This is a genomic window from Janthinobacterium silvisoli (assembly GCF_014200725.1).
In the GTDB taxonomy this organism is placed as follows: Bacteria; Pseudomonadota; Gammaproteobacteria; order Burkholderiales; family Burkholderiaceae_D; genus Janthinobacterium.
Map to the genome: position 1 here is coordinate 57,061 of NZ_JACHCL010000005.1, position 18,141 is coordinate 75,201.

18 protein-coding genes are annotated in these 18,141 nt (G+C 60.2%); 8 read left to right on the forward strand and 10 right to left on the reverse strand.

The features are described 5' to 3' along the window. Window positions 1-871: 871 nt before the first annotated feature. From HDE75_RS20645 to HDE75_RS20675, 7 genes are read right to left on the reverse strand one after another with little or no spacing between them, the layout of a single operon-like run. Window positions 872-1,327: a nuclear transport factor 2 family protein gene (locus HDE75_RS20645; RefSeq protein ID WP_183680369.1), complete on the reverse strand. Its 456-nt coding sequence runs from the start codon at window positions 1,325-1,327 to the stop codon at window positions 872-874. 15 nt (window positions 1,328-1,342) lie between these two features. Then, window positions 1,343-2,110: an SDR family NAD(P)-dependent oxidoreductase gene (locus HDE75_RS20650; RefSeq protein WP_183679999.1), complete on the reverse strand. Its 768-nt coding sequence runs from the start codon at window positions 2,108-2,110 to the stop codon at window positions 1,343-1,345. Beyond that, complete coding sequence (locus HDE75_RS20655; protein WP_183680001.1) at window positions 2,091-3,371, reverse strand: MFS transporter; 1,281 nt, start codon at window positions 3,369-3,371, stop codon at window positions 2,091-2,093. The genes HDE75_RS20650 and HDE75_RS20655 overlap by 20 nt, the downstream gene beginning before the upstream one ends. A 7-nt stretch (window positions 3,372-3,378) precedes the next feature. Then, entirely contained in the window at window positions 3,379-3,960 is a 582-nt protein-coding gene (locus HDE75_RS20660) for a chalcone isomerase family protein (protein WP_260174246.1), read from the reverse strand. A 2-nt stretch (window positions 3,961-3,962) separates the two neighbouring features. Continuing rightward, window positions 3,963-5,192, reverse strand: coding sequence for an SAM-dependent methyltransferase (locus HDE75_RS20665; RefSeq protein ID WP_183680004.1), 1,230 nt, complete (start codon window positions 5,190-5,192; stop codon window positions 3,963-3,965). Window positions 5,193-5,202: 10 nt separating this feature from the next. After that, window positions 5,203-6,006 carry a DUF1365 domain-containing protein gene (locus HDE75_RS20670; protein WP_183680006.1) on the reverse strand — a complete coding sequence of 268 codons (804 nt, stop codon included), beginning with the start codon at window positions 6,004-6,006 and terminating at the stop codon, window positions 5,203-5,205. Beyond that, window positions 5,996-7,309 (reverse strand): NAD(P)/FAD-dependent oxidoreductase, encoded by a 1,314-nt coding sequence (locus HDE75_RS20675; protein ID WP_183680008.1) that lies wholly within the window; start codon window positions 7,307-7,309, stop codon window positions 5,996-5,998. The genes HDE75_RS20670 and HDE75_RS20675 overlap by 11 nt, the downstream gene beginning before the upstream one ends. Before the next feature lie 282 nt (window positions 7,310-7,591). Here HDE75_RS20675 and ftsY point away from each other — a divergent pair, with 282 nt between their 5' ends. The 4 genes from ftsY (at window position 7,592) to rpoH (ending at window position 11,646) form a co-directional block, all read left to right on the forward strand. Next, on the forward strand, window positions 7,592-8,662 hold the full coding sequence (ftsY, locus tag HDE75_RS20680; RefSeq protein ID WP_183680010.1) for a signal recognition particle-docking protein FtsY: 1,071 nt from the start codon (window positions 7,592-7,594) through the stop codon (window positions 8,660-8,662). Window positions 8,663-8,668: 6 nt separating this feature from the next. Beyond that, entirely contained in the window at window positions 8,669-9,406 is a 738-nt protein-coding gene (locus HDE75_RS20685) for a cell division ATP-binding protein FtsE (protein ID WP_183680012.1), read from the forward strand. Then, a complete protein-coding gene (gene ftsX, locus HDE75_RS20690) occupies window positions 9,403-10,326 on the forward strand; it encodes a permease-like cell division protein FtsX (protein WP_183680014.1) in 924 nt (307 codons plus the stop codon). The genes HDE75_RS20685 and ftsX overlap by 4 nt, the downstream gene beginning before the upstream one ends. A 429-nt stretch (window positions 10,327-10,755) precedes the next feature. Beyond that, complete coding sequence (rpoH, locus tag HDE75_RS20695) at window positions 10,756-11,646, forward strand: RNA polymerase sigma factor RpoH (protein WP_183680016.1); 891 nt, start codon at window positions 10,756-10,758, stop codon at window positions 11,644-11,646. A gap of 91 nt (window positions 11,647-11,737) precedes the next feature. Here rpoH and HDE75_RS20700 read toward each other — a convergent pair whose 3' ends face one another. Beyond that, window positions 11,738-12,004, reverse strand: a complete 267-nt coding sequence (locus tag HDE75_RS20700; RefSeq protein ID WP_183680018.1) for a hypothetical protein — start codon at window positions 12,002-12,004, stop codon at window positions 11,738-11,740. Window positions 12,005-12,192: 188 nt separating this feature from the next. Between HDE75_RS20700 and HDE75_RS20705 the strand changes: the two genes are divergently transcribed. Continuing rightward, complete coding sequence (locus HDE75_RS20705) at window positions 12,193-12,645, forward strand: hypothetical protein (RefSeq protein ID WP_183680020.1); 453 nt, start codon at window positions 12,193-12,195, stop codon at window positions 12,643-12,645. 12 nt (window positions 12,646-12,657) lie between these two features. On the opposite strand, the gene HDE75_RS20710 is transcribed toward HDE75_RS20705, so the two are convergent. Next, entirely contained in the window at window positions 12,658-13,005 is a 348-nt protein-coding gene (locus tag HDE75_RS20710; protein ID WP_183680022.1) for an antibiotic biosynthesis monooxygenase family protein, read from the reverse strand. Then, on the reverse strand, window positions 13,002-14,153 hold the full coding sequence (locus HDE75_RS20715; protein ID WP_183680023.1) for a cytochrome P450: 1,152 nt from the start codon (window positions 14,151-14,153) through the stop codon (window positions 13,002-13,004). Before HDE75_RS20715 ends, HDE75_RS20710 begins: the two co-directional genes overlap by 4 nt. 76 nt (window positions 14,154-14,229) lie before the next feature. Between HDE75_RS20715 and HDE75_RS20720 the strand changes: the two genes are divergently transcribed. The 3 genes from HDE75_RS20720 (at window position 14,230) to HDE75_RS20730 (ending at window position 18,041) form a co-directional block, all read left to right on the forward strand. Next, window positions 14,230-14,925, forward strand: a complete 696-nt coding sequence (locus tag HDE75_RS20720; RefSeq protein WP_183680025.1) for an ArsR/SmtB family transcription factor — start codon at window positions 14,230-14,232, stop codon at window positions 14,923-14,925. Window positions 14,926-14,988: 63 nt separating this feature from the next. After that, the gene (locus HDE75_RS20725; protein WP_183680027.1) at window positions 14,989-15,714 is read left to right on the forward strand and encodes an ABC transporter ATP-binding protein; all 726 of its coding nucleotides are present in this window, start codon (window positions 14,989-14,991) and stop codon (window positions 15,712-15,714) included. Beyond that, a complete protein-coding gene (locus tag HDE75_RS20730) occupies window positions 15,711-18,041 on the forward strand; it encodes a CPBP family intramembrane glutamic endopeptidase (protein WP_183680029.1) in 2,331 nt (776 codons plus the stop codon). Before HDE75_RS20725 ends, HDE75_RS20730 begins: the two co-directional genes overlap by 4 nt. Window positions 18,042-18,141 lie beyond the last annotated feature (100 nt).

Sequence of the window (18,141 nt, forward strand, 5' to 3'; positions counted from 1 at the left end):
GTGAGGGCAAGGTCTCCACCTGCCGCTGTACTGTTCCGGTCAGAGGAACATTCATATTGGTATCGGCACGCTATTGCACCGATAAGCAAGAAGGCTGCATGACGACCGTATTTCGTGCGCCGGTTCGGTGCTCAAGTGGCACCGGAAGCGGCACTATAACGACCGTTTCACATTCCATCAAGTTCCAACATGTTACTTCCAGTACCAGGCCAGGGGCCATTTTCAAGCATCCCGACCATCGCTAACCAGACTGCACGACAGACCCAGTGCCCCTTGCCAAACTATGCATTGGCCTGATTGACCCTTCCATCATAACGCAAGCCATGTCGGCGTCCGTTGTATTAGCGCAACAGTAACACGGTCATGATCAAAAAGCCAATATGCTTAAGCCATCATTTCCTTTACACAATTTACGCGACAAAGCACACAATTTGTAAGCTGATAATGGATAAACGGAACGAAGCATACACCGCATCCCGAATCTTTGCTGCCGAGCGCTCAAAAATGGCCAACAGTATGCCCTAATTTGGTGCAAGTCCGCATTGTTCAGGGGCGTAGTGCGCGATTTTGGCGTTGACTCAAGGAGTGTATATATAGACAGAGTCGCAATTGAATTACTGACTCTTCGGTAATTTAAATTGCCGCTCTAGAAATGTTTTACCGGCCTTCCATTTCGCCTAGCGCGTATGGCGATGGCGCCAGCTGCGATGACTATTGCTGGTAAATCTCGCACCAATTGAAACAATTCCTTACAATCTTGCTTTCTAAATATCATCATTTCTTTGTGTCGAAAAAACGACACTCAGGCTATCAACCGCAATTTAAGTGAAAATATGACAATTTTTTGCTTGAGACACCACCATATGCCACGCTAACGCTGGCTTGCGCGCCTGAGCAAGCGCATCAATCCACCGAGTACCGGCAGTTTCTGATACAGCTCTTCCGCCACATCCCAATAGTCCCGATGCACCGCCACGCGGCCCTGCGCATCAAAACGCACATGCGTTGCCCCACGCACGCATTGTTCACCCGCCACAAAACGCCGCATATGAAAGCGGAATTCCCAGGTCAGGAATGCCTGGCCCTGCTGCTGCATGCATTCGAGCACCACGAAGCGCGGCCTGTCGACTTGCACGAACATGTGTTCAAAAATGGCCAGGATAGCCGCATGGCCCTGCACTTCATTGAATGGATCCTTGAAACTGGCGTCTGGGGCATACACGGCACCCAACTGGGCCAGGTTTTCCAGGCTGAGGTTTTCATAAAACGCCACCAGGCGCGCCAGGGCGTGCTCGCCATCGAGCGGTGCCGCCGCTACTGTACTCATCATTGTTGCGTCACCTTATAAACCCGTCACCTTGTTGATCAGCCAAAAATATGCGCGATACGGCAATAGCCTCGCCAGCCGCATGCTATTCGTAAAACGTTTGGGAAAGTGAATATGAAACTGGCCCCGTTCGATGCCCCGCAGCATGGCGGCAGCCGCATCGTGCGCCGTCATCAGGGCCGGCATCTTGAAATCATTGCCAGCGGTCAAAGGCGTATCGACGAAGCCAGGATTGATCTGATACACATCGATGCCGCGCGGATGCAAGTCCAGGTACAGCGATTCCGTCAGGTTGATCAGCGCCGCCTTGCTGGCGCCATACACCAGCGCCTTGGGCAAGCCGCCATATCCAGCGACTGAAGCAACGATGCCGATACCGCCCGCCCCCTGCTTCAGCAGCAGCGGCAAGACCGGCGCCAGACAAGCAAAGACGCCGCCCACATTCAAGTCCATCAAACTCTGCGCTTGCGCCAGGTCAAAATCATCGGCGCGCATGGCGGTATAGCCACCGGCCACCACCAGCACCAGGTCGATGCGCGACCATTGCTGCTGCAGCGCCCCGCACACGGCCTGCACTTGCGCAGGCTGCGTGATATCGAGCGGCATGGCCAGCGCCAGCGGCTGCCCTGCGCATAGCTGTTCCAGCCTGGCCTGATGGCGCGCCGACAGGGCCACGCTGGCGCCCTGCTCGAGCAGCAAGCTGGCGCAGGCGGCGCCGATGCCGGTCGATGCACCGATGATCCACACCCGCTTGCCTACCCAGCTATCGATCTTGCGGTTCATGGGGCCTTATCTCCTTATATATATGTTGTAACGGCGCCCGCCACAACAGCAGCGCAGCGGCAACCTTCAAAATGCAGGGCAGCAAGGCATAGGCGGCGGACAAGGCGGGCAGCCCGCCGCCCTGCCCCGGCACATAGCCGAGCCAGGCCAGCAGGGGCAAGGCGATGCCGGCCGCCAGTGCCAGGCTCATCTGCACGCCCCAGTTCCACCAGCCAAAATACGCCGCTTCATGCCGGCCCGCGTGACCGGCCGCACCGATCAGGCCAGCCAGCAAGGCAGGAGGCAAGGCCAGGTCGGCGCCCAGCGCCAGACCAGACAACAGGCAGATGGTGCCAAAACCCCACATAGCTCCTGCATCCAGGCCATATGCCCAGACAAATACCAGTGCAGCGGCCAGCATGCTGGCCGACCAGGCGCGCGCCTCGCCATAGCGGCGGGCCAGCGCTACCCACAACGGCATCGAGGCGGCGGCCGCACAGAAATACACGATCAGAAACAGGCCGGCATAGGGACCCAGGCGCAGATAATCGCCGGCAAAGAACAGGAACAGGGTGGCAGGGATGGCGGCTGCCACACCGTTGATGAGCAGGATGGCAAACAGATGCCGGAAAGCACGCTGGCGAAATGGCACGCTCCAAGAGGTGGCCAAGATGTTGGGGGGCGCCACCGGCCGCGGCGGACGGGGTCCATAGCGCAGCAATACCGTAGCGCAAGCGAGCAGGCACACGGCAAACACCAGCGACAAGCCTTCATAGCCGAGTACGGAAGTCAGCCCTGCCGCCAGGATCACGCCCACCAGGCCACAGCCCTCGCGCACCGCCGTCACTCTGGAACGCTGGTCCAGCGCCTGGCTCAGCGCCGCCCCCCAGCTCTGGTGCGCGATGCTGGCCAGGCCGTAAGCGGCATACACCAGCAGCAAGGAGGCCAGGAACCAGGCCAGGGTGGCGCCTTCAGGCATGACAGGTGGATGAAACAGGGCGCCAAAACCCAGCAAGAGCAAAGGCAAGGCCAGCGCGATGCAAAGGGCATAGCTGCGCGCGCCACGGGCGATCCAGGCGCCCAGGGCAGGATCGATGAAGGCGGCAGCGATGCGGGCGGCCAGCAACACGGCGCCGATCTGCGCCAGGCCCAGGCTGCTGCGCTGCGTATAAAACGGCGCAACATATATATAGATAGGCAAGGCCAGCATGGCCAGCGGCAGGCCAAACAGGCCATACGAGAACACGGCAGGCAGCGCCAGCGGACTGCCTGATGTGCTCATGACATACTCATGGCAAGGCAGATGCCTGCGGCAGCGCATTCTGCAGCAAGGCGCTACGCAGCTTGGGCGCCGTGGTGTCGGGCGAGAGCCAGATGGCAAAGAAGGCGCGCGCAAAATCGCCATCGGTCACATCGGCCATCACCTTGCCGTCCAGATAGAAGCGTACGCCAGGCGCCACGCCGGCACGGTAGGCGCCGGCGATGCGCTGGCCTTGTTTCACGTCCGGGAAGATGCGCTGCATGGTACGCAGCCATTCCAGGCGCTGCGCTTCCGTGCCGGCCTGGATTTTCTGCATCTGTTCATAACTGGCTTCGGCGATCTTGCTGCCATCGAGCCCGCGCGCATAACGCAATTCCAGCACGAACGGTGCGGTGGCCGACGCAAGGCCCTGATAGCCTTGCGGTCCTACCCACAGCTGCGCCTGGTAAATACGCATGCCAAACCAGGTATAGTCGCCTTCGCCCGACAGACGGGCTTCGGGCACGTCGGCACTGATAAAAGCGGCAGGCGATGAGGGGCTTGCTGGCGGCGCGGCATGGGCCGCCACCGACAGGAATGAGAATAGAAAAACAGACAGCAAACGGCGCATGGTCATCCTTTCAGCAGGGTAAATTGCATGACATCCGTATTATGAGCCTGAAAGGCTGCCTCGCAATAGGCCAGATAAAATTCCCAGGTCAGCAGGAAACGGCCATCGAAGCCCTGTTTTTCCAGCGCCACGCGCTGGGCCAGGAAACTGGCGCGCCACTGGCGCAGGGTTTCCGCGTAATCGAGACCGAAGCTAAAGGCATCGACCACGCGCAAGCCCTGCGCTTCCGCGCCGCGGCGAAACTCGGCAGGCGAAGGCAGCATGCCGCCCGGGAAAATGTATTGCTGGATAAAATCAGTGCTCTTGCTATAGCGCTCAAACAGTTCATCGGCGATGACGATGGTCTGGATGCAGGCGCGTCCGCCCGGTTTCAGATTACGCGCGACACACTCAAAATAGCCGGGCCAATAACTTTGCCCCACGGCTTCAAACATTTCTATCGAAGCGATGGCGTCATACTGGCCGGCGCTGTCGCGGTAATCGCACAGCTGCAAATCAGCCTGCTCAGCCAGGCCGGCTGCCTGCAAGCGCTGGCGCGCATAAGCCAGTTGTTCGGTAGACAAGGTCAGGCCCGTGACATGGGCGCCCTGCTCGCGGGCCGCCGTTTCTGCAAAGCCACCCCAGCCGCAGCCGATTTCCAGCACCTTCGCGCCGGGATGCAGCTGCAACTGGCCGGCAATGCGGCGGTATTTGGCCAGCTGCGCCTGCTCCAGGCTATCTCCTTCGCTGAACAGCGCGCTGGAATACGTCATCGATGGGTCTAGCCACAGCTGATAAAAGGCATTACCGATATCGTAATGGGCGTGGATATTTTTCTTGCTGCCCGCACGCGAATTGCGATGCAGCAGATGGCGCAGACGATACAACAGGTTGCCCCACCAGCTGCCATAGATCAGCGATTCGATCTGGCTGCGGTTGCGTATCATCAATTCAATCAAGCCGGGCAGATTGTCGGTACGCCAGTCGCCGGCGATAAAGGTTTCGGCAAACCCAATATCTCCCGAACGCAAGACGGCTGAACACATATTCCAGTTATGCAAGTCCAGGTGGATGGGTGCGCTGCCGTCGCCATACAGCAGCACGGCGCCATCTGGGGTGCGCAGGCGCAAGGCGCCAAATTTCAATTTATCGAGCAGCGACAAAATCATGCCCGCGGGGGCGGACAAGTCCAGGTGCTCGTACGATGCGCTACTGCGCGCATGCAAGCCGTTGGGCAGGGATTCCGTATTCATCGTACACCTTTCATCGTGACAGCTTTTCTTGGGGAGGATGGGGTTTGCTAAAAAACGGCACGCGTCGTAGCCACAGCCGCAGCGCCTGCCAATGGATGCGGGCCATCACGCCGAACGTCATCAGCGGATAACGCAACAGGGCGCGGCCCAGCGCGCGGTCGCGCAAGGGCACGGCAATACCGGACAAACTCGTTTGCAGCAAGGGACCGCTGGTATCGTCGTAATCGACGCAGGCCAGGTGGCGTTCGCCCTGCCCTGCGTCATCCTTGCTGCGCAGAAAGCGGAAGCGGTAACCGCCCTCGACCTTGCAAAAGGGCGAAACGTGAAAGATCTTGTTGGCGCGCAACTCGCTGCCATAAGCAATCGCTGCGCCATGATCGAGCAGGTACAGATGACGTTCGCCAAAGGTATTGCGCACATCGCACAGCACGGCGCGCAAGGCGCCATCGGCACGGTGGCAAAACCAGAAACTGACGGGATTGAATACATAACCGAATACGCGCGGCATGGTTTGCAGCCAGATTTCGCCATCGGCATCGCTCACGCCTTGCTCATGCAGCAAGCCATCTATCCAGTCCAGCAAGGGCGTTACACCATCGCCATGGTCGCTATCGCGAAACGACAGCACATTGGCGCCGTTGCGCGAAATAAGCCGCGCGCTGAAATCCTGCCCCCCCATGCTGCGCAAGGGCAGGCGCAAGTAATAGATGCCATAACTAAAGAAATGCCGGCGCGGCCGCAAGCGCGTATGGCGTACTTGCCCCAGACACAGCTGCGGCTGCGCCATGGCGGGCAGCGACGAATCACGCGGCATGGTCCAGCTCCGACGCCGCCAGGCTCGCCAGGGTGGCAGCCACGGCCAGGCCCGATTTCAAACCATCTTCATGGAAGCCGTAACCGGTCCAGGCGCCCGCGAACCAGGTGTTTTGCATGCCCTGGAAGTTGGCCAGCCGCATTTGCGCCGCAATCGCCGCGCCATCGAACACCGGATGCGCATAGGAAAATTCAGCGATGACCTTGGCTGGATCGGGTTCGTCGAGCGGGTTCAAGGACACCATGACGGGCGTACTGAAGGGCAAGGGCTGCAACTGGTTCAGCAAATAATGCACGCACACTTGCGGCGCGTCGCCTTCTTCCACCGCCGGGCGGCCCTGGTAATTCCAGGCCGACCAGGCGCGGCGGCGTTCAGGCAAGCACGAGGCGTCCGTATGCAGTACAGCCCGGTTCGGCTGGTAGCGTACGGCTTGCAGCACCTTGCGCTCGTCGTCGCGCGCATCCGACAACAAGGCCAGCGCCTGGTCGCTATGGCAAGCCAGCACTACATGATCGACATGCTCCACACCGTGCGCCGTCAACAGTTCAACCATGCGCGCACCGCCCTGTGGCTGGCGGCGCACGCCCAGCACGGGGCAAGCCAGGCGCTGCTGGGGGATACCGGCCAGCAATTTCTTCACGTACACGCGCGAGCCGCCGCGCACGGTGCGCCACTGGGGCCGGTCATTGACTTGCAGCAAACCGTGGTTGTGGCAGAAACGGATGAAGGTGGCCAGTGGAAAGGCCAGCATCTGGCGCGCCGGGCAAGACCAGATACAGGCAGCCATCGGCAGCAGATACCAGTGGCGAAACTCAGCACCATAGCCATGCAGGTCGAGAAAATCACCGAGACTCATGGCCGGCGCCGGCAACTGGGCGGTGGCGATGGCGCTGGCCTGGCGGTTGAAACGTAAAATGTCGCGCAGCATGCGCAGGAAGGCAGGCCGCAGCAGATTGCTGCGCTGGGCAAACACGGTATCGAGATTGGCGCCCGCCCATTCCAGCACGCGCGCGCCAGGTTCACTACCGAGCGGCATCTTGACGGAAAAAGACATGTCGCTGTCGGCCGCCTCGACACCGAGTTCATCAAACAGCTGCACCAGCTTCGGATAGGTGGTGTGGTTAAACACCAGGAAACCCGTATCGACGCCGTGCGTGACGCCGTCCAGGGTGACATCCACCGTATGGCTGTGACCACCGAAATAATCTTCCGCCTCATACAAGGTGACATCCTGCCCCCCTTGCGCCAGGCGATAAGCACATGACAGCCCTGCAATTCCCGCTCCGACGACCGCGATTTTCATATCAGCACCTGTGTGATGTTAATCCTGGGAAAGATGGGCTGCATCAATAATTAATAGTCAGATAATTGTTGATCTATGTCAATGCGTGTTCCAGGAGTTCACAAACTTATACGCAGGCAACTTTCAATCGGATTCAGCTATTTCATAAACGCACTGCGGATACCGGTGCAATGTTGCTAATCGAACAGTAAAGAGGGTGGTCCGCTGTGTGCTCTGGTAGAATACCCAGTCCAAGTGTCCGGCGCCGCCGGGCCTAGCGTAAGCACCCGCCACCATCTATCCATGTTTAGTTTCTTCAAGAAAAAACCCGTAGCCCCTGAAGCCGCACCCGCTGCTGCGCCCGCGCTGCCGCCTGCAGCCGTGCCCGACACTGCGCCGGCCAGCCCACCTTCTTCCGCCAGCCTGAGCGGTGCTCCGGCCGAACTTGTACCCGCCATCGTGGCCGTCGAGCCGGAGAAAAAATCGTGGATGACGCGCCTGAAAGCGGGCCTGTCGAAGACCTCGTCCACCTTGTCAGTGCTGTTCGTGGGCGCGAAAATCGACGATGCGCTGTATGAAGAGCTGGAAGCGGCGCTCTTGATGTCCGACGCCGGCATCGACGCCACCGACTATCTGCTCACAGCACTGAAGAAAAAGGTCAAGGAAGACAAGCTGCTCGATGCGAGCGAGGTCAAGGCCGCCTTGAAAGCGCTGCTGATCGAACTGTTGAGGCCGCTGGAAAAACGCTTTGAGCTGGGCCGCCACAAGCCGCTGGTGATGATGATTTCAGGTGTGAATGGCGCTGGCAAGACCACCACCATCGGCAAGCTGGCCAAGCACATGCAGTCGAACAATCAATCGGTACTGCTGGCTGCGGGCGACACCTTCCGCGCCGCTGCGCGCGAACAGCTGATGGTCTGGGGCGAGCGCAACAACGTTACCGTCATCTCGCAGGAATCGGGCGATCCGGCCGCCGTGGCCTACGACTCGGTGCAATCGGCGAAAGCGCGCGGCATCGACGTGGTGATGGTCGACACGGCTGGCCGCCTGCCGACCCAGTTGCACCTGATGGAAGAATTGAAGAAGATCAAGCGCGTGATCGGCAAGGGCATGGATGGCGCACCGCACGAAACCCTGCTTGTCATCGATGGCAACACGGGCCAGAATGCGTTGACGCAAGTCAAAGCCTTCGACGATGCATTGCAGTTGAGCGGCCTGGTAATCACCAAGCTGGACGGCACCGCCAAGGGTGGCGTGCTGGCGGCGATTGCCCGCGTGCGTCCCGTGCCCGTGTATTTCATCGGAATCGGTGAAAAGATTGAAGATTTGCAGCCTTTCGTGGCTGCCGAATTTGTCGAAGCGCTGCTCGGATAAGCCTACATGATTGAATTTCAGCACGTCTCAAAGCAATATTTCCCCGATGCAGTGGCGCTCAGCGACATTTCGCTGAACATCGCCAAAGGCGAGCTGGTGTTTTTGGCCGGCCCCTCGGGCGCCGGCAAATCCACCCTGCTGAAAATGATTGCCGCCATGGAACGCCCCACTTCGGGCAAGCTGATCGTCAACGGACAAGATATCGGCAAGATCAAGCCGGCTGGCGTACCTTTTCTGCGCCGCAACCTGGGCCTGATCTTCCAACAACAAAAATTACTCAATGACCGCTCGATCCTGGCCAACGTCATGTTGCCGCTGCTGGTCGTGGGCGCGCACAAGGTAGCTGCAGAGCAACGCGCCCGCGCCGCGCTCGATAAAGTCGGCTTGCTGGACCGCGCACTGGCGCGTCCGCTATCGCTGTCGGGCGGTGAACAGCAGCGCGTGTCGATCGCGCGCGCCATCGTCAACCGGCCACAGATTATTCTGGCTGACGAACCGACCGCCAACCTGGACCGCGCCGCCGCCGACAAGGTGCTCGATGCCCTGAAAGCCTTCCATTCGGTGGGCGTGACCTGCCTCATTTCCAGCCATGACGAACAGATGCTCGATGCCGCCGCGCGCGTGATCCACCTGAAAAACGGTCAACTGGTCTCCATCGAAAAAGCCACGCAAGCACCCGTATTCGCGCCACCCGATCCGAACTTTGCACCAGGTCTGGGCAACATGGAAGGAGAGGCGCCATGAGAGGCTGGTTCCGTCAACACCGCTTTGCGCTCGGCTCGGCGCTGATTCACCTGCGCAAGTCGCCGAGCGGCTTTTTGTTGAATGTGTTCGTGGTGGCGATTGCCCTGTCGCTGCCGTTTGCCGGCTTGACCATGCTCGACAACGTACGCCCGATGTCGGAACAGATGTCGGTCGATCCGGAAATGAGCGTGTTCCTGAAAATCGATACGCCGCGCGAACAGGCCAAGGGCCTGGCTGGCGAAATCCGCAGGATTGTGCAGGGCAACAAGAAAGCCAAGATCGTTTTCATTCCCCGCGAAGACGCGCTGGACTCGCTGAAAAGCAAGAATGGCCTGGCCGATGTCTTGAATACCCTGGGCGAAAATCCCTTGCCCGACAGCTATGTACTGAAACTGGACGCCTTTAATAGCGCCACTGAAGCGCAAGACGTCGATGCGGTAGCGGAACAATTGCGCCAGTTGCCCGGTGTGGAGTCGGTGCAAGTCGATTCAGCCTGGGTCAAGCGCCTGGCCGCGCTGCTGGGCGTGCTGCGCCTGGTACTGTTGTTGCTGGCCATCACCCTGGGTGCGGCCGTGATCGCCGTGGTCTTCAATACCATCCGCCTGCAAGTGATGACGCAACGCGATGAAATCAGCGTATCAAAGCTGATCGGCGCCACCGACACGTTTATTCACCGGCCGTTTTATTACACGGGCGCCCTGCTGGGCCTGTGCGCAGGCGCGCTGGCGCTGGGCGCCGTGGCGCTGGCGTTGCGGCCATTGAATACGGCAATTGCCGAATTTGCCCGCCTGTATGCGTCCGAATTCCAGCTGGCGCCGCTGGCGCCGCTGCCGATGGCGGCTTTGCTGGCGATGAGCGCCGGCCTGGGCCTGATTGGCGCCTTCCTGTGCGTGCAGCGCCACCTGGCGCGTGTCAATTAAATCTGCTGTGAAAGGCGGCGCTGCCGGCGCCGCCTTCTTCCTCCCTACTCCCCACCCATTGCCATAAATTCACTTGATATTTAGCAAGTATTCTTAAGGTTCGCTTCAGGCAAGTCCCGTAGACTGGCCTCATCAAAAAGTGTCTGGCATATGCAACAACGGCTCAGGCTGCGGCTTGCAGGGGCTATGTGGTCTGATTATCAAGTATCACAGGGCCATAGTATTTAGGCTATCAGGGTGATTGGAGGAGCTGATTGGCACTCATCACCAGAGAGTGCTAATATATGGCATACCGTTAGCAGAACAGTCATGCGCACCAGGAGTAAATGGTGGCGCAATCTGCACCGAGCAACACAAACACAGAACACATAATGGCGCCATGTACAACACATGGCCACATGGAACAAAGCAAGACTACGAGGAGTAAACATGACTACGATGTCCGCACTGGTTCCGAGCAAGAGTAATGCACTGGGCCTCGGTTTTACAGGCAATCTGGGCAATATCGACGCCTACATTTCGGCCGTGAACCGTCTGCCCATGTTGACCCACGAAGAAGAAATCTCGCTGGCCACGCGCCTGCGTGAAAAGAATGATCTGGGCGCCGCCCAGGAACTGGTGCTGTCGCATCTGCGCCTGGTAGTATCGATCGCCCGCGGCTACCTCGGTTATGGTTTGCCGCACGCTGACCTGATTCAGGAAGGCAATATTGGTTTGATGAAAGCCGTCAAGCGCTTCGACCCGAACCAGGGCGTGCGCCTGGTGTCGTACGCCATGCACTGGGTGAAAGCCGAGATGCATGAGTACATCCTGAAAAACTGGCGCCTGGTGAAAGTGGCGACGACGAAGGCGCAGCGCAAGCTGTTCTTCAATCTGCGCAGCCACAAGACGGGCCTGGACGCGATGACGCCGAAACAGATCGATGCGCTGGCCAAGCTGCTCGACGTGAAACGCGAAGAAGTGATCGAGATGGAAACCCGCTTGAGCGGCCGCGACATTGCGCTGGAATCGCCTAGCGACGATGAAGATGACAAATTTTCGCCGATCGCCTACCTGTCGTCGGAGCAAAGCGAGCCGACCAAGGTGCTGGAAGCGGAGCAGGTGACGCGTTTGCAATCGGAAGGCCTGGAAACAGCGCTGGGCAAGCTGGACGACCGTTCGCGCCGCATCATCGAAGCGCGCTGGCTGGCCAACGATGATGGCTCCGGCGCTACCTTGCACACGCTGGCTGAAGAGTTCGGCGTATCGGCCGAGCGCATCCGCCAGATCGAAGTGGCGGCACTGAAAAAAATGAAGGGCGCGCTGGCGGCCTACGTATAAGTAATACGCTGGATAGCTAGTAAAAAAGGCGCCGCAAGGCGCCTTTTCCATTGTTCTTCGATATTTAGCAACAGGCCAATATTTCCTGCAGTTATGCTGCAGCGAGGCCCTTGGTCAACACTTCAGCGACGGCTTCATTCAAATCCACGCCGCGCTCCTTGGCCAGGTTTTGCAATTGCAACACCAGCTCGCTGTTGAGTTTGACAGCGAATGGCACCAGGCCCAGAGCCTGGTCGCGCTTGCGCTGCTCGCGGCGGTCGACGACCACCGCTTCCTTGCCGAAGGCGCCAGCGCCGGGAACGTTCATCTTTCCCATCAATTTCTTGGCATCGCTTTTGGCCAGGTCGGTTTTTTTCATGGTTGTTTCCTGATTTTCAAAACAGCCATTCTACGCAGTATTCAAGACGCCGCGTAGCCGGCGCCGCAATTCATCGCCATGGCGCCAGGAGAGCGCCAAAAAAATAACATCTTGTTATTATCATTTTAATCTTATGCGTGCAAAGCACGCCAAGGACGCCTTAGCGATCAGTACCTGAAAGGAAAAACATGTTTTATCTGACCCACACCTATCGCCGCTTGATCTTGCCTTTATGCATAGCCATGCTGGCTGTGCTTGCCGGTTGCGGCGCACCCAGCAGCGCCAGCGACGCCGAAAATACCCCGCGCACGGTGACGCAAGTACTGACACCTGGCCAGCAAGTCGCCATCACGGCCACCGATACACTGAAACTGGAGCGCGTCAACGACAGCCGCTGCCGCAAGGGCGCCGTGTGCGTCTGGAAAGGCTACGTCAGCTACAGTTTCAGCCTGATCGGCAAGAACGGCAGCAGCGACATCACCCTGTCCGACTCCATGCCCGGCGGCGCCAGCTCTGTCACGGTGAACCACCTGACCTTCACCCTGCTCGACGTCGACCCGGATTCGCCACCCGCCATGAATGCGGCGGAGCCTACCTATCGGGTGAAAGTCAAGATTACACAGAATGCCCTACCACGCTAAACACGTTAAGCGCTAAGCCTGGTGGCGCTGGCGGCTGTCTGGTGGCGCCTGCTGCCGGTCTTGCATGCCGTAATCGCGTACCACGCTGGCGATGCGCAGCCGGTAATCATCAAACACACCCTGCCGTCCCGCGCTCTGCGCCGCGCGATGTTGTTCCAGCTGCCGCCATTGCGCCAGCGCCGCCTCATCGCGAAAGAACGATAGCGACAATAATTTGCCAGGCTCGCTCAGGCTGCTGAAGCGTTCGATGGAAATAAAGCCATCGACTTCATCAAGCAAGGGGCGCAAGGACGCGGCCAGGTCCAGATAATGCTGGCGCCCATCAGTGCTGGGCCAGACTTCAAATATCACGGCGATCATGCGGCTTGTCCTTCCATAAATACGGGAATCCGGGCATTCAATGACGGCTGGTAGCACCAGGCCAGCGGCATGGCGGCGAGGACATCGGCCCAGGACTGCAGACAAGCCGCCGCCATCGTTTGCGCCAGTTGCTGGCCCGGACAGGCATGCCTTCCATGTCCATACGTGAGGATCGGCGAAACGGGACGCTGCAGCATGAAGCGGCCCGGCTCTGCATGCACGCTTGCATCGTGGCCGGCGCTGGCCAGCACCACCAGGAGCATCTGCCCTGGCGGCAAGGCCACGCCACCGATCTCGACCGGACATGCCGTATAGCGGCGGGTGTTGTGTATCGATGGATCGTGCCGGCTCACTTCACGCAGCATGGCTGGCCACACGCCGGGGTCGCTTCGCAGTCGTGCGTGCAATCCCGCCTGCGTGCGCAAGGCCAGCACCGCATTGCCGACCAGGCCCGCCGTCGCTTCGCAGGTTTGCGATAGCAAGCCAATCAGATTGGCCAGCAAGCGAGGCTCGCTTTGCCAGCCTGCCATCTTGATTTCAGCCAGCAAACTGCCCGGTACAGTATCGCGCAGCAACAGCGTAAACCGCTGCAATAGCGCGGCGGCCGCGGCTTGTGCGCCAGCCAGCTGATCGCTATTGGACAGTGGCGACAGGCAAGCGACAAAATCACGCGTCCAGGCGGCCAGTTGCGGCCATTGCGCAGGCGCAAAACCCAGTAAGCCTGCCATGGCAAACAGCGGTAGTTCAAACATCGCATTATGCAAGTCCACAGCGTTGCCTGGGATGTGGTCGCGGGCAATCTGCAGCGTACTTTGGTGCAGGCGCACCAAGTCCACCTGGCCCAGCGCACTGGCCAGCACCTGTTTCGGTACAGTATGGCGCGCACCTTCATTCATGCGCACCAGCTCGGCAAAGATCGTCCCGCAGGACGTGCCCGCCAGGTTTTCAGGCACCGCCATGCCGGGCGGGCGCACACGGCAATCGGAGTGAGACAGCACCGCCTGCACGCCAGCGGTTCCCGCAGCGATATAACAATCGAGCTGCGTATCAAAACGCAGCGGCGGGCCTGCCGCCAGGCGCCGATAATAATCATAGGGTGCTGCATGCGTGACGGCTGCGAGCGCGTGGACCGGATCATCAAGATACATGGCGCTTCCATTGCGGTAGGAGATGCTGGCGAGTATGCTGGCTATTCCACCACAACACTTCGCCCTATAACGAATCATGGATGACACGTTTCTTTCCCATACGGCCGACGCCAGCCTGGCGCAACTGGCCGGCGCCATCGCAGAACCGGCCCGCGCGCGCATGCTGTGCGCGCTGCTCGATGGCCATGCGCGCACGGCCACCGAATTGTCGGTGCTGGCCGAGGTGGGAGCTTCCACGGCCAGCGCGCATTTGAGCCGCTTGCGCGACGACGGCTTGCTCTCGGTCGTGGCGCAAGGCAAGCACCGTTACTATCGGCTGGCCAGCGCCGAAGTTGGCCAGGCGCTGGAAGCGCTGCTGGTGGTGGCCGGCGTACCGCGCCAGCCCTTCATGCCCGCCACGCCAGACCGTTTGCGCCATGCGCGCACTTGCTACGACCATATGGCCGGCACGGTCGCTGTCGCGCTGCACGACCAGCTGTGCGCGCAGGGCTGGCTGATCGCAGAGGAAAACAATTACCGTCTCTCGCCAACAGGCGCAGCCGCCATGGCGGCGCTCGGTATCGACGTTAGCGCACTGCAGCGCCAGCGCCGCCGCTTCGCCTGCCCCTGCCTGGACTGGAGCGAGCGGCGTCCCCACCTGGGCGGTGCACTGGGTGCTGCCATCTTGCAACTGGCACTGCGCCAGGGCTGGGCCGAACGCGAACTCGACAGCCGAGCCCTGCGTATCACGGCCAAAAGCCAACAGCGGTTAATAGAAGCATTTGGCAACTAATTTGGCAACAACCAAGTGTCAGGCTATTATCTTGCAACCTACTTATTCTTTCCAGGATGCAAGATGATCGCCTTCGAAGGTTTATCCAAGCAATATGGCAGTTTCGAGGCGCTCAAGCCGCTCAGCCTGCAAGTAGGCAAGGGGGAAGTGTTCGGCTTCCTGGGCCCGAATGGCGCGGGCAAGACCACCACCATCCGCATGATGATGGGCATCCTGGTGCCCAGCGCGGGACGGGTCTTGATCGATGGCCTCGATTGCCACCGCGATGGCGCCGCCGTCAAGCGCAAGGTGGGTTATTTGCCCGACAATCCCATCTTTTATGATTATCTGCGCGGCCGCGAAATTCTGCAATTCGTCGCTGAAATGCATGGCTATCCGCGCGCGGAAGCGGTACAGCGCACGGCGCGCCTGCTGAGCGAATTTGGCCTCGATGAAGCGGGCGACGATTTCGCCGTCAATTACTCGCTGGGCATGAAGAAAAAACTGGGCCTGGCTTGCGCGCTGATCCACGATCCCGCCGTGCTGATACTCGATGAGCCGATCAACGGCCTCGATCCGCGCGCTTCGCGCGAGGTGCAGGAACGGCTGTTGCGCATCGCCGCCGCCGGCACCACCATCTTCGTTTCCACCCACTTGCTGGATATGGCGGAAAAGCTGTGCAGCCGGGTTGCCATCATCCACCAGGGCGCACTGGCCGCTACCGGCAGCCTGGACGATATCCGGCAGCAACTGGCCAGCAAGGGCAGCCTGGAAGAACTGTTCCTGCAACTGACGGAACCTGCCGCATGAACACCGCGCATGTCACGCCCTTGCGCGCCATCTGGCTGCTGACCCGTTTGCGCCTGCAGCGCATGCTCAATGTCGGTGGCGCCCGCTTTGCATTCAAGCGCAAAAAAAACCATGAAAAATCCCGCCCCGCCACGGCCGGCAAGCGCCGCGGCATGTGGCTGGTCAGCGCCCTCGTGCTGGCGGCGATGCTGTTTTCTTTCGGTAATATCGCGCACCAAAGCGTACTGAACCTGCATTGCGGGCTGGACGCCATCACCACCTGCCATGGGCAAGACGGCATGGATGCAGTGGCGGCCCAGCTGACAGGCACACCGTTCAGTGCCGCGCTACTGGCAGGCCTGAGCTTGCAATTATGTCTGCTATGGCTGGTCAGCGTGCTGCTGCCGCTGGGCGCAGGCGACCTGGCCAAGCCGGACTGGGACCTGGAATGGCTGGTCACCCTGCCCACCTCCAAAACCACCTTGCTATGGGCGCGCGTGTTTGAGCGCAGCGTGGCCAACCCGGTCGGCCTGATTGCCCTGCTGCCCTCAACTACCGTGATCGCCTGGTATGGCGGCTATGGCTGGCTGGCGCCGCTGCCGGCCTTGGCCCTCAGCCTGTTGCTGTTGCTGGCAGCGGCCATGCTGCGCACCCTGGTCGACACAGGATTGCGTCTGAAGCTGTCGCCGTCCAGCCTGGGCAATTTGCAAGCACTGATTTCCATCGTCGGCATCGTGCCCATGTATATCGCCATGTCGTTCGGCATGAGCCGGCAGGGCTTTGCCTTCGGCTGGGCCGCCGACATGCCTGCCTGGAGCAGCTGGACGCCACCAGGCCTGGTAATACAACTACTGAATCGCCCCAGCGTGGCCTTGGCCGCAACGCTGCTGGTGCAAGTGGCCGTGCTGCTATGGCTGGGCATGCTGATCTTGCGCCGCCAGCTGCGCGATGGCGTGGTGGGGAGTGGCCAGCGTGCCAGCATGCGTACGGCCCCCAAGGCAAACGCGCCAGCACAGCCGTCCAGCCGCTGGCAGATTGGCACGGTGATACAGCGGCGCGAATTGAGCCTGCTCAAACGTGACCGCAACTTCTTCGTGCAAACCTTGCTGCTGCCACTCGTGATCCTTGGCAGCCAGGTGGTATTTACAGGCCGCCTGCATGATGTGCATAAGTTGCTGGAAAGCCCTGCCCTGCTGGTCTCGACCGGCTTTTTCCTCGGCACCTACACCCTGATGATGTCCGCCTTCCAGACCCTGAACAAGGAAGGTGGTTCGCTGTGGATGCTGTACACCTTCCCTGTTTCTGTCGAACAGGCTTTGAAGGAAAAAGCCCAGCTGTGGGCCGTATTATCCATGGTGTATCCGCTGATCTTGTTTGGAGCAGCCCTACTGTTCATACCGCAATGGCGCTGGGACATGGCTGGCCTGATGCTGCTGGCGCTGGCCGGCATCGCCCTGTATAGCGTGATCGCCGTGGCGCTGGGCGTGTTTGCCAGCGATCCGCTGGCCACCGAGGTGCAAGCGAAAATGCGCCCCACTTATCTGTATCTGTACATGCTGCTGACAGGCCTGTACATCGGCGCCCTGTCGGCCGGCAGCCTGGTGCAGCGACTGGTCTTCCTCGTGCTAACGGTGGCGCTGGCGCTGGCGCTGTGGCAAAAGGCGCGCGACCAGATACCGTATCTGCTGGACCCGGCTGCTTCGCCGCCGGCGCGCGTGTCGGCCTCGGACGGCTTGATGGCCGCCATGCTGTTCTTCGTGGCGCAGGTGCTGATCTTGCTGCTGCTCAAAGGCAAAGGCAGCGCGACCCTGCTGCACATCGCACTGGCCTTCGGCGCCGCCGGTGGACTGACCTATGTGCTGGTGCGCCTGCTGTACTGGCGCAGCAAGACGGCTGGCGTGCCGCGCATACTGAACGGAAAGCAAGCGCTGCGCTGGGGCGGTATTGGTGCTGGTCTGGCAGCCGTCTGCGGCATCGCCTATCTGTTCGCCTTGCAGGCGAACGGCCAGTTGCCGGCCGCACCGCTATTGCATACGGCCGGCTGGAGCCGGGACTGGCTGTGGCTGATCGGCCTGACCGTGCTTGCCGCGCCCTTGTGCGAAGAATTCATCTTCCGTGGTTTGATACAGGGCGGCTTGCGCCGCTCGCTACCCGCCTGGCAAGCGATTACCATCAGCGCCGCCATCTTCGCCATCGTCCATCCACCCGCTTCGATGCTGCCCGTGTTCGTGCTGGGTTTGTGCACAGGCTACGCCTACCAGCGCAGCGGCTCCTTGCTAGCGCCGATGCTGGCCCACGCCGGCTACAACGCCGCGATTTTGCTGTGCCAGCGGTTCTGGATAACGTAAGGATCATCCTCAACCGGCTGCAAAATAAAAAAGCCCGCACGCCGATGTAGACACATCGTTCGTGCGGGCTTTAGCGCAAGGATTTCCTGGCGCCCGGGGG

Bases quoted from the DNA above. Each gene is read 5' to 3' on its own strand.
- HDE75_RS20645 (WP_183680369.1), bottom strand. From the start codon at position 1,327: ATGAGTACAGTAGCGGCGGCACCGCTCGATGGCGAGCACGCCCTGGCG.
- HDE75_RS20650 (WP_183679999.1), bottom strand. From the start codon at position 2,110: ATGAACCGCAAGATCGATAGCTGGGTAGGCAAGCGGGTGTGGATCATC.
- HDE75_RS20655 (WP_183680001.1), bottom strand. From the start codon at position 3,371: ATGAGCACATCAGGCAGTCCGCTGGCGCTGCCTGCCGTGTTCTCGTAT.
- HDE75_RS20660 (WP_260174246.1), bottom strand. From the start codon at position 3,960: ATGCGCCGTTTGCTGTCTGTTTTTCTATTCTCATTCCTGTCGGTGGCG.
- HDE75_RS20665 (WP_183680004.1), bottom strand. From the start codon at position 5,192: ATGAATACGGAATCCCTGCCCAACGGCTTGCATGCGCGCAGTAGCGCA.
- HDE75_RS20670 (WP_183680006.1), bottom strand. From the start codon at position 6,006: ATGCCGCGTGATTCGTCGCTGCCCGCCATGGCGCAGCCGCAGCTGTGT.
- HDE75_RS20675 (WP_183680008.1), bottom strand. From the start codon at position 7,309: ATGAAAATCGCGGTCGTCGGAGCGGGAATTGCAGGGCTGTCATGTGCT.
- ftsY (WP_183680010.1), top strand. From the start codon at position 7,592: ATGTTTAGTTTCTTCAAGAAAAAACCCGTAGCCCCTGAAGCCGCACCC.
- HDE75_RS20685 (WP_183680012.1), top strand. From the start codon at position 8,669: ATGATTGAATTTCAGCACGTCTCAAAGCAATATTTCCCCGATGCAGTG.
- ftsX (WP_183680014.1), top strand. From the start codon at position 9,403: ATGAGAGGCTGGTTCCGTCAACACCGCTTTGCGCTCGGCTCGGCGCTG.
- rpoH (WP_183680016.1), top strand. From the start codon at position 10,756: ATGACTACGATGTCCGCACTGGTTCCGAGCAAGAGTAATGCACTGGGC.
- HDE75_RS20700 (WP_183680018.1), bottom strand. From the start codon at position 12,004: ATGAAAAAAACCGACCTGGCCAAAAGCGATGCCAAGAAATTGATGGGA.
- HDE75_RS20705 (WP_183680020.1), top strand. From the start codon at position 12,193: ATGTTTTATCTGACCCACACCTATCGCCGCTTGATCTTGCCTTTATGC.
- HDE75_RS20710 (WP_183680022.1), bottom strand. From the start codon at position 13,005: ATGATCGCCGTGATATTTGAAGTCTGGCCCAGCACTGATGGGCGCCAG.
- HDE75_RS20715 (WP_183680023.1), bottom strand. From the start codon at position 14,153: ATGTATCTTGATGATCCGGTCCACGCGCTCGCAGCCGTCACGCATGCA.
- HDE75_RS20720 (WP_183680025.1), top strand. From the start codon at position 14,230: ATGGATGACACGTTTCTTTCCCATACGGCCGACGCCAGCCTGGCGCAA.
- HDE75_RS20725 (WP_183680027.1), top strand. From the start codon at position 14,989: ATGATCGCCTTCGAAGGTTTATCCAAGCAATATGGCAGTTTCGAGGCG.
- HDE75_RS20730 (WP_183680029.1), top strand. From the start codon at position 15,711: ATGAACACCGCGCATGTCACGCCCTTGCGCGCCATCTGGCTGCTGACC.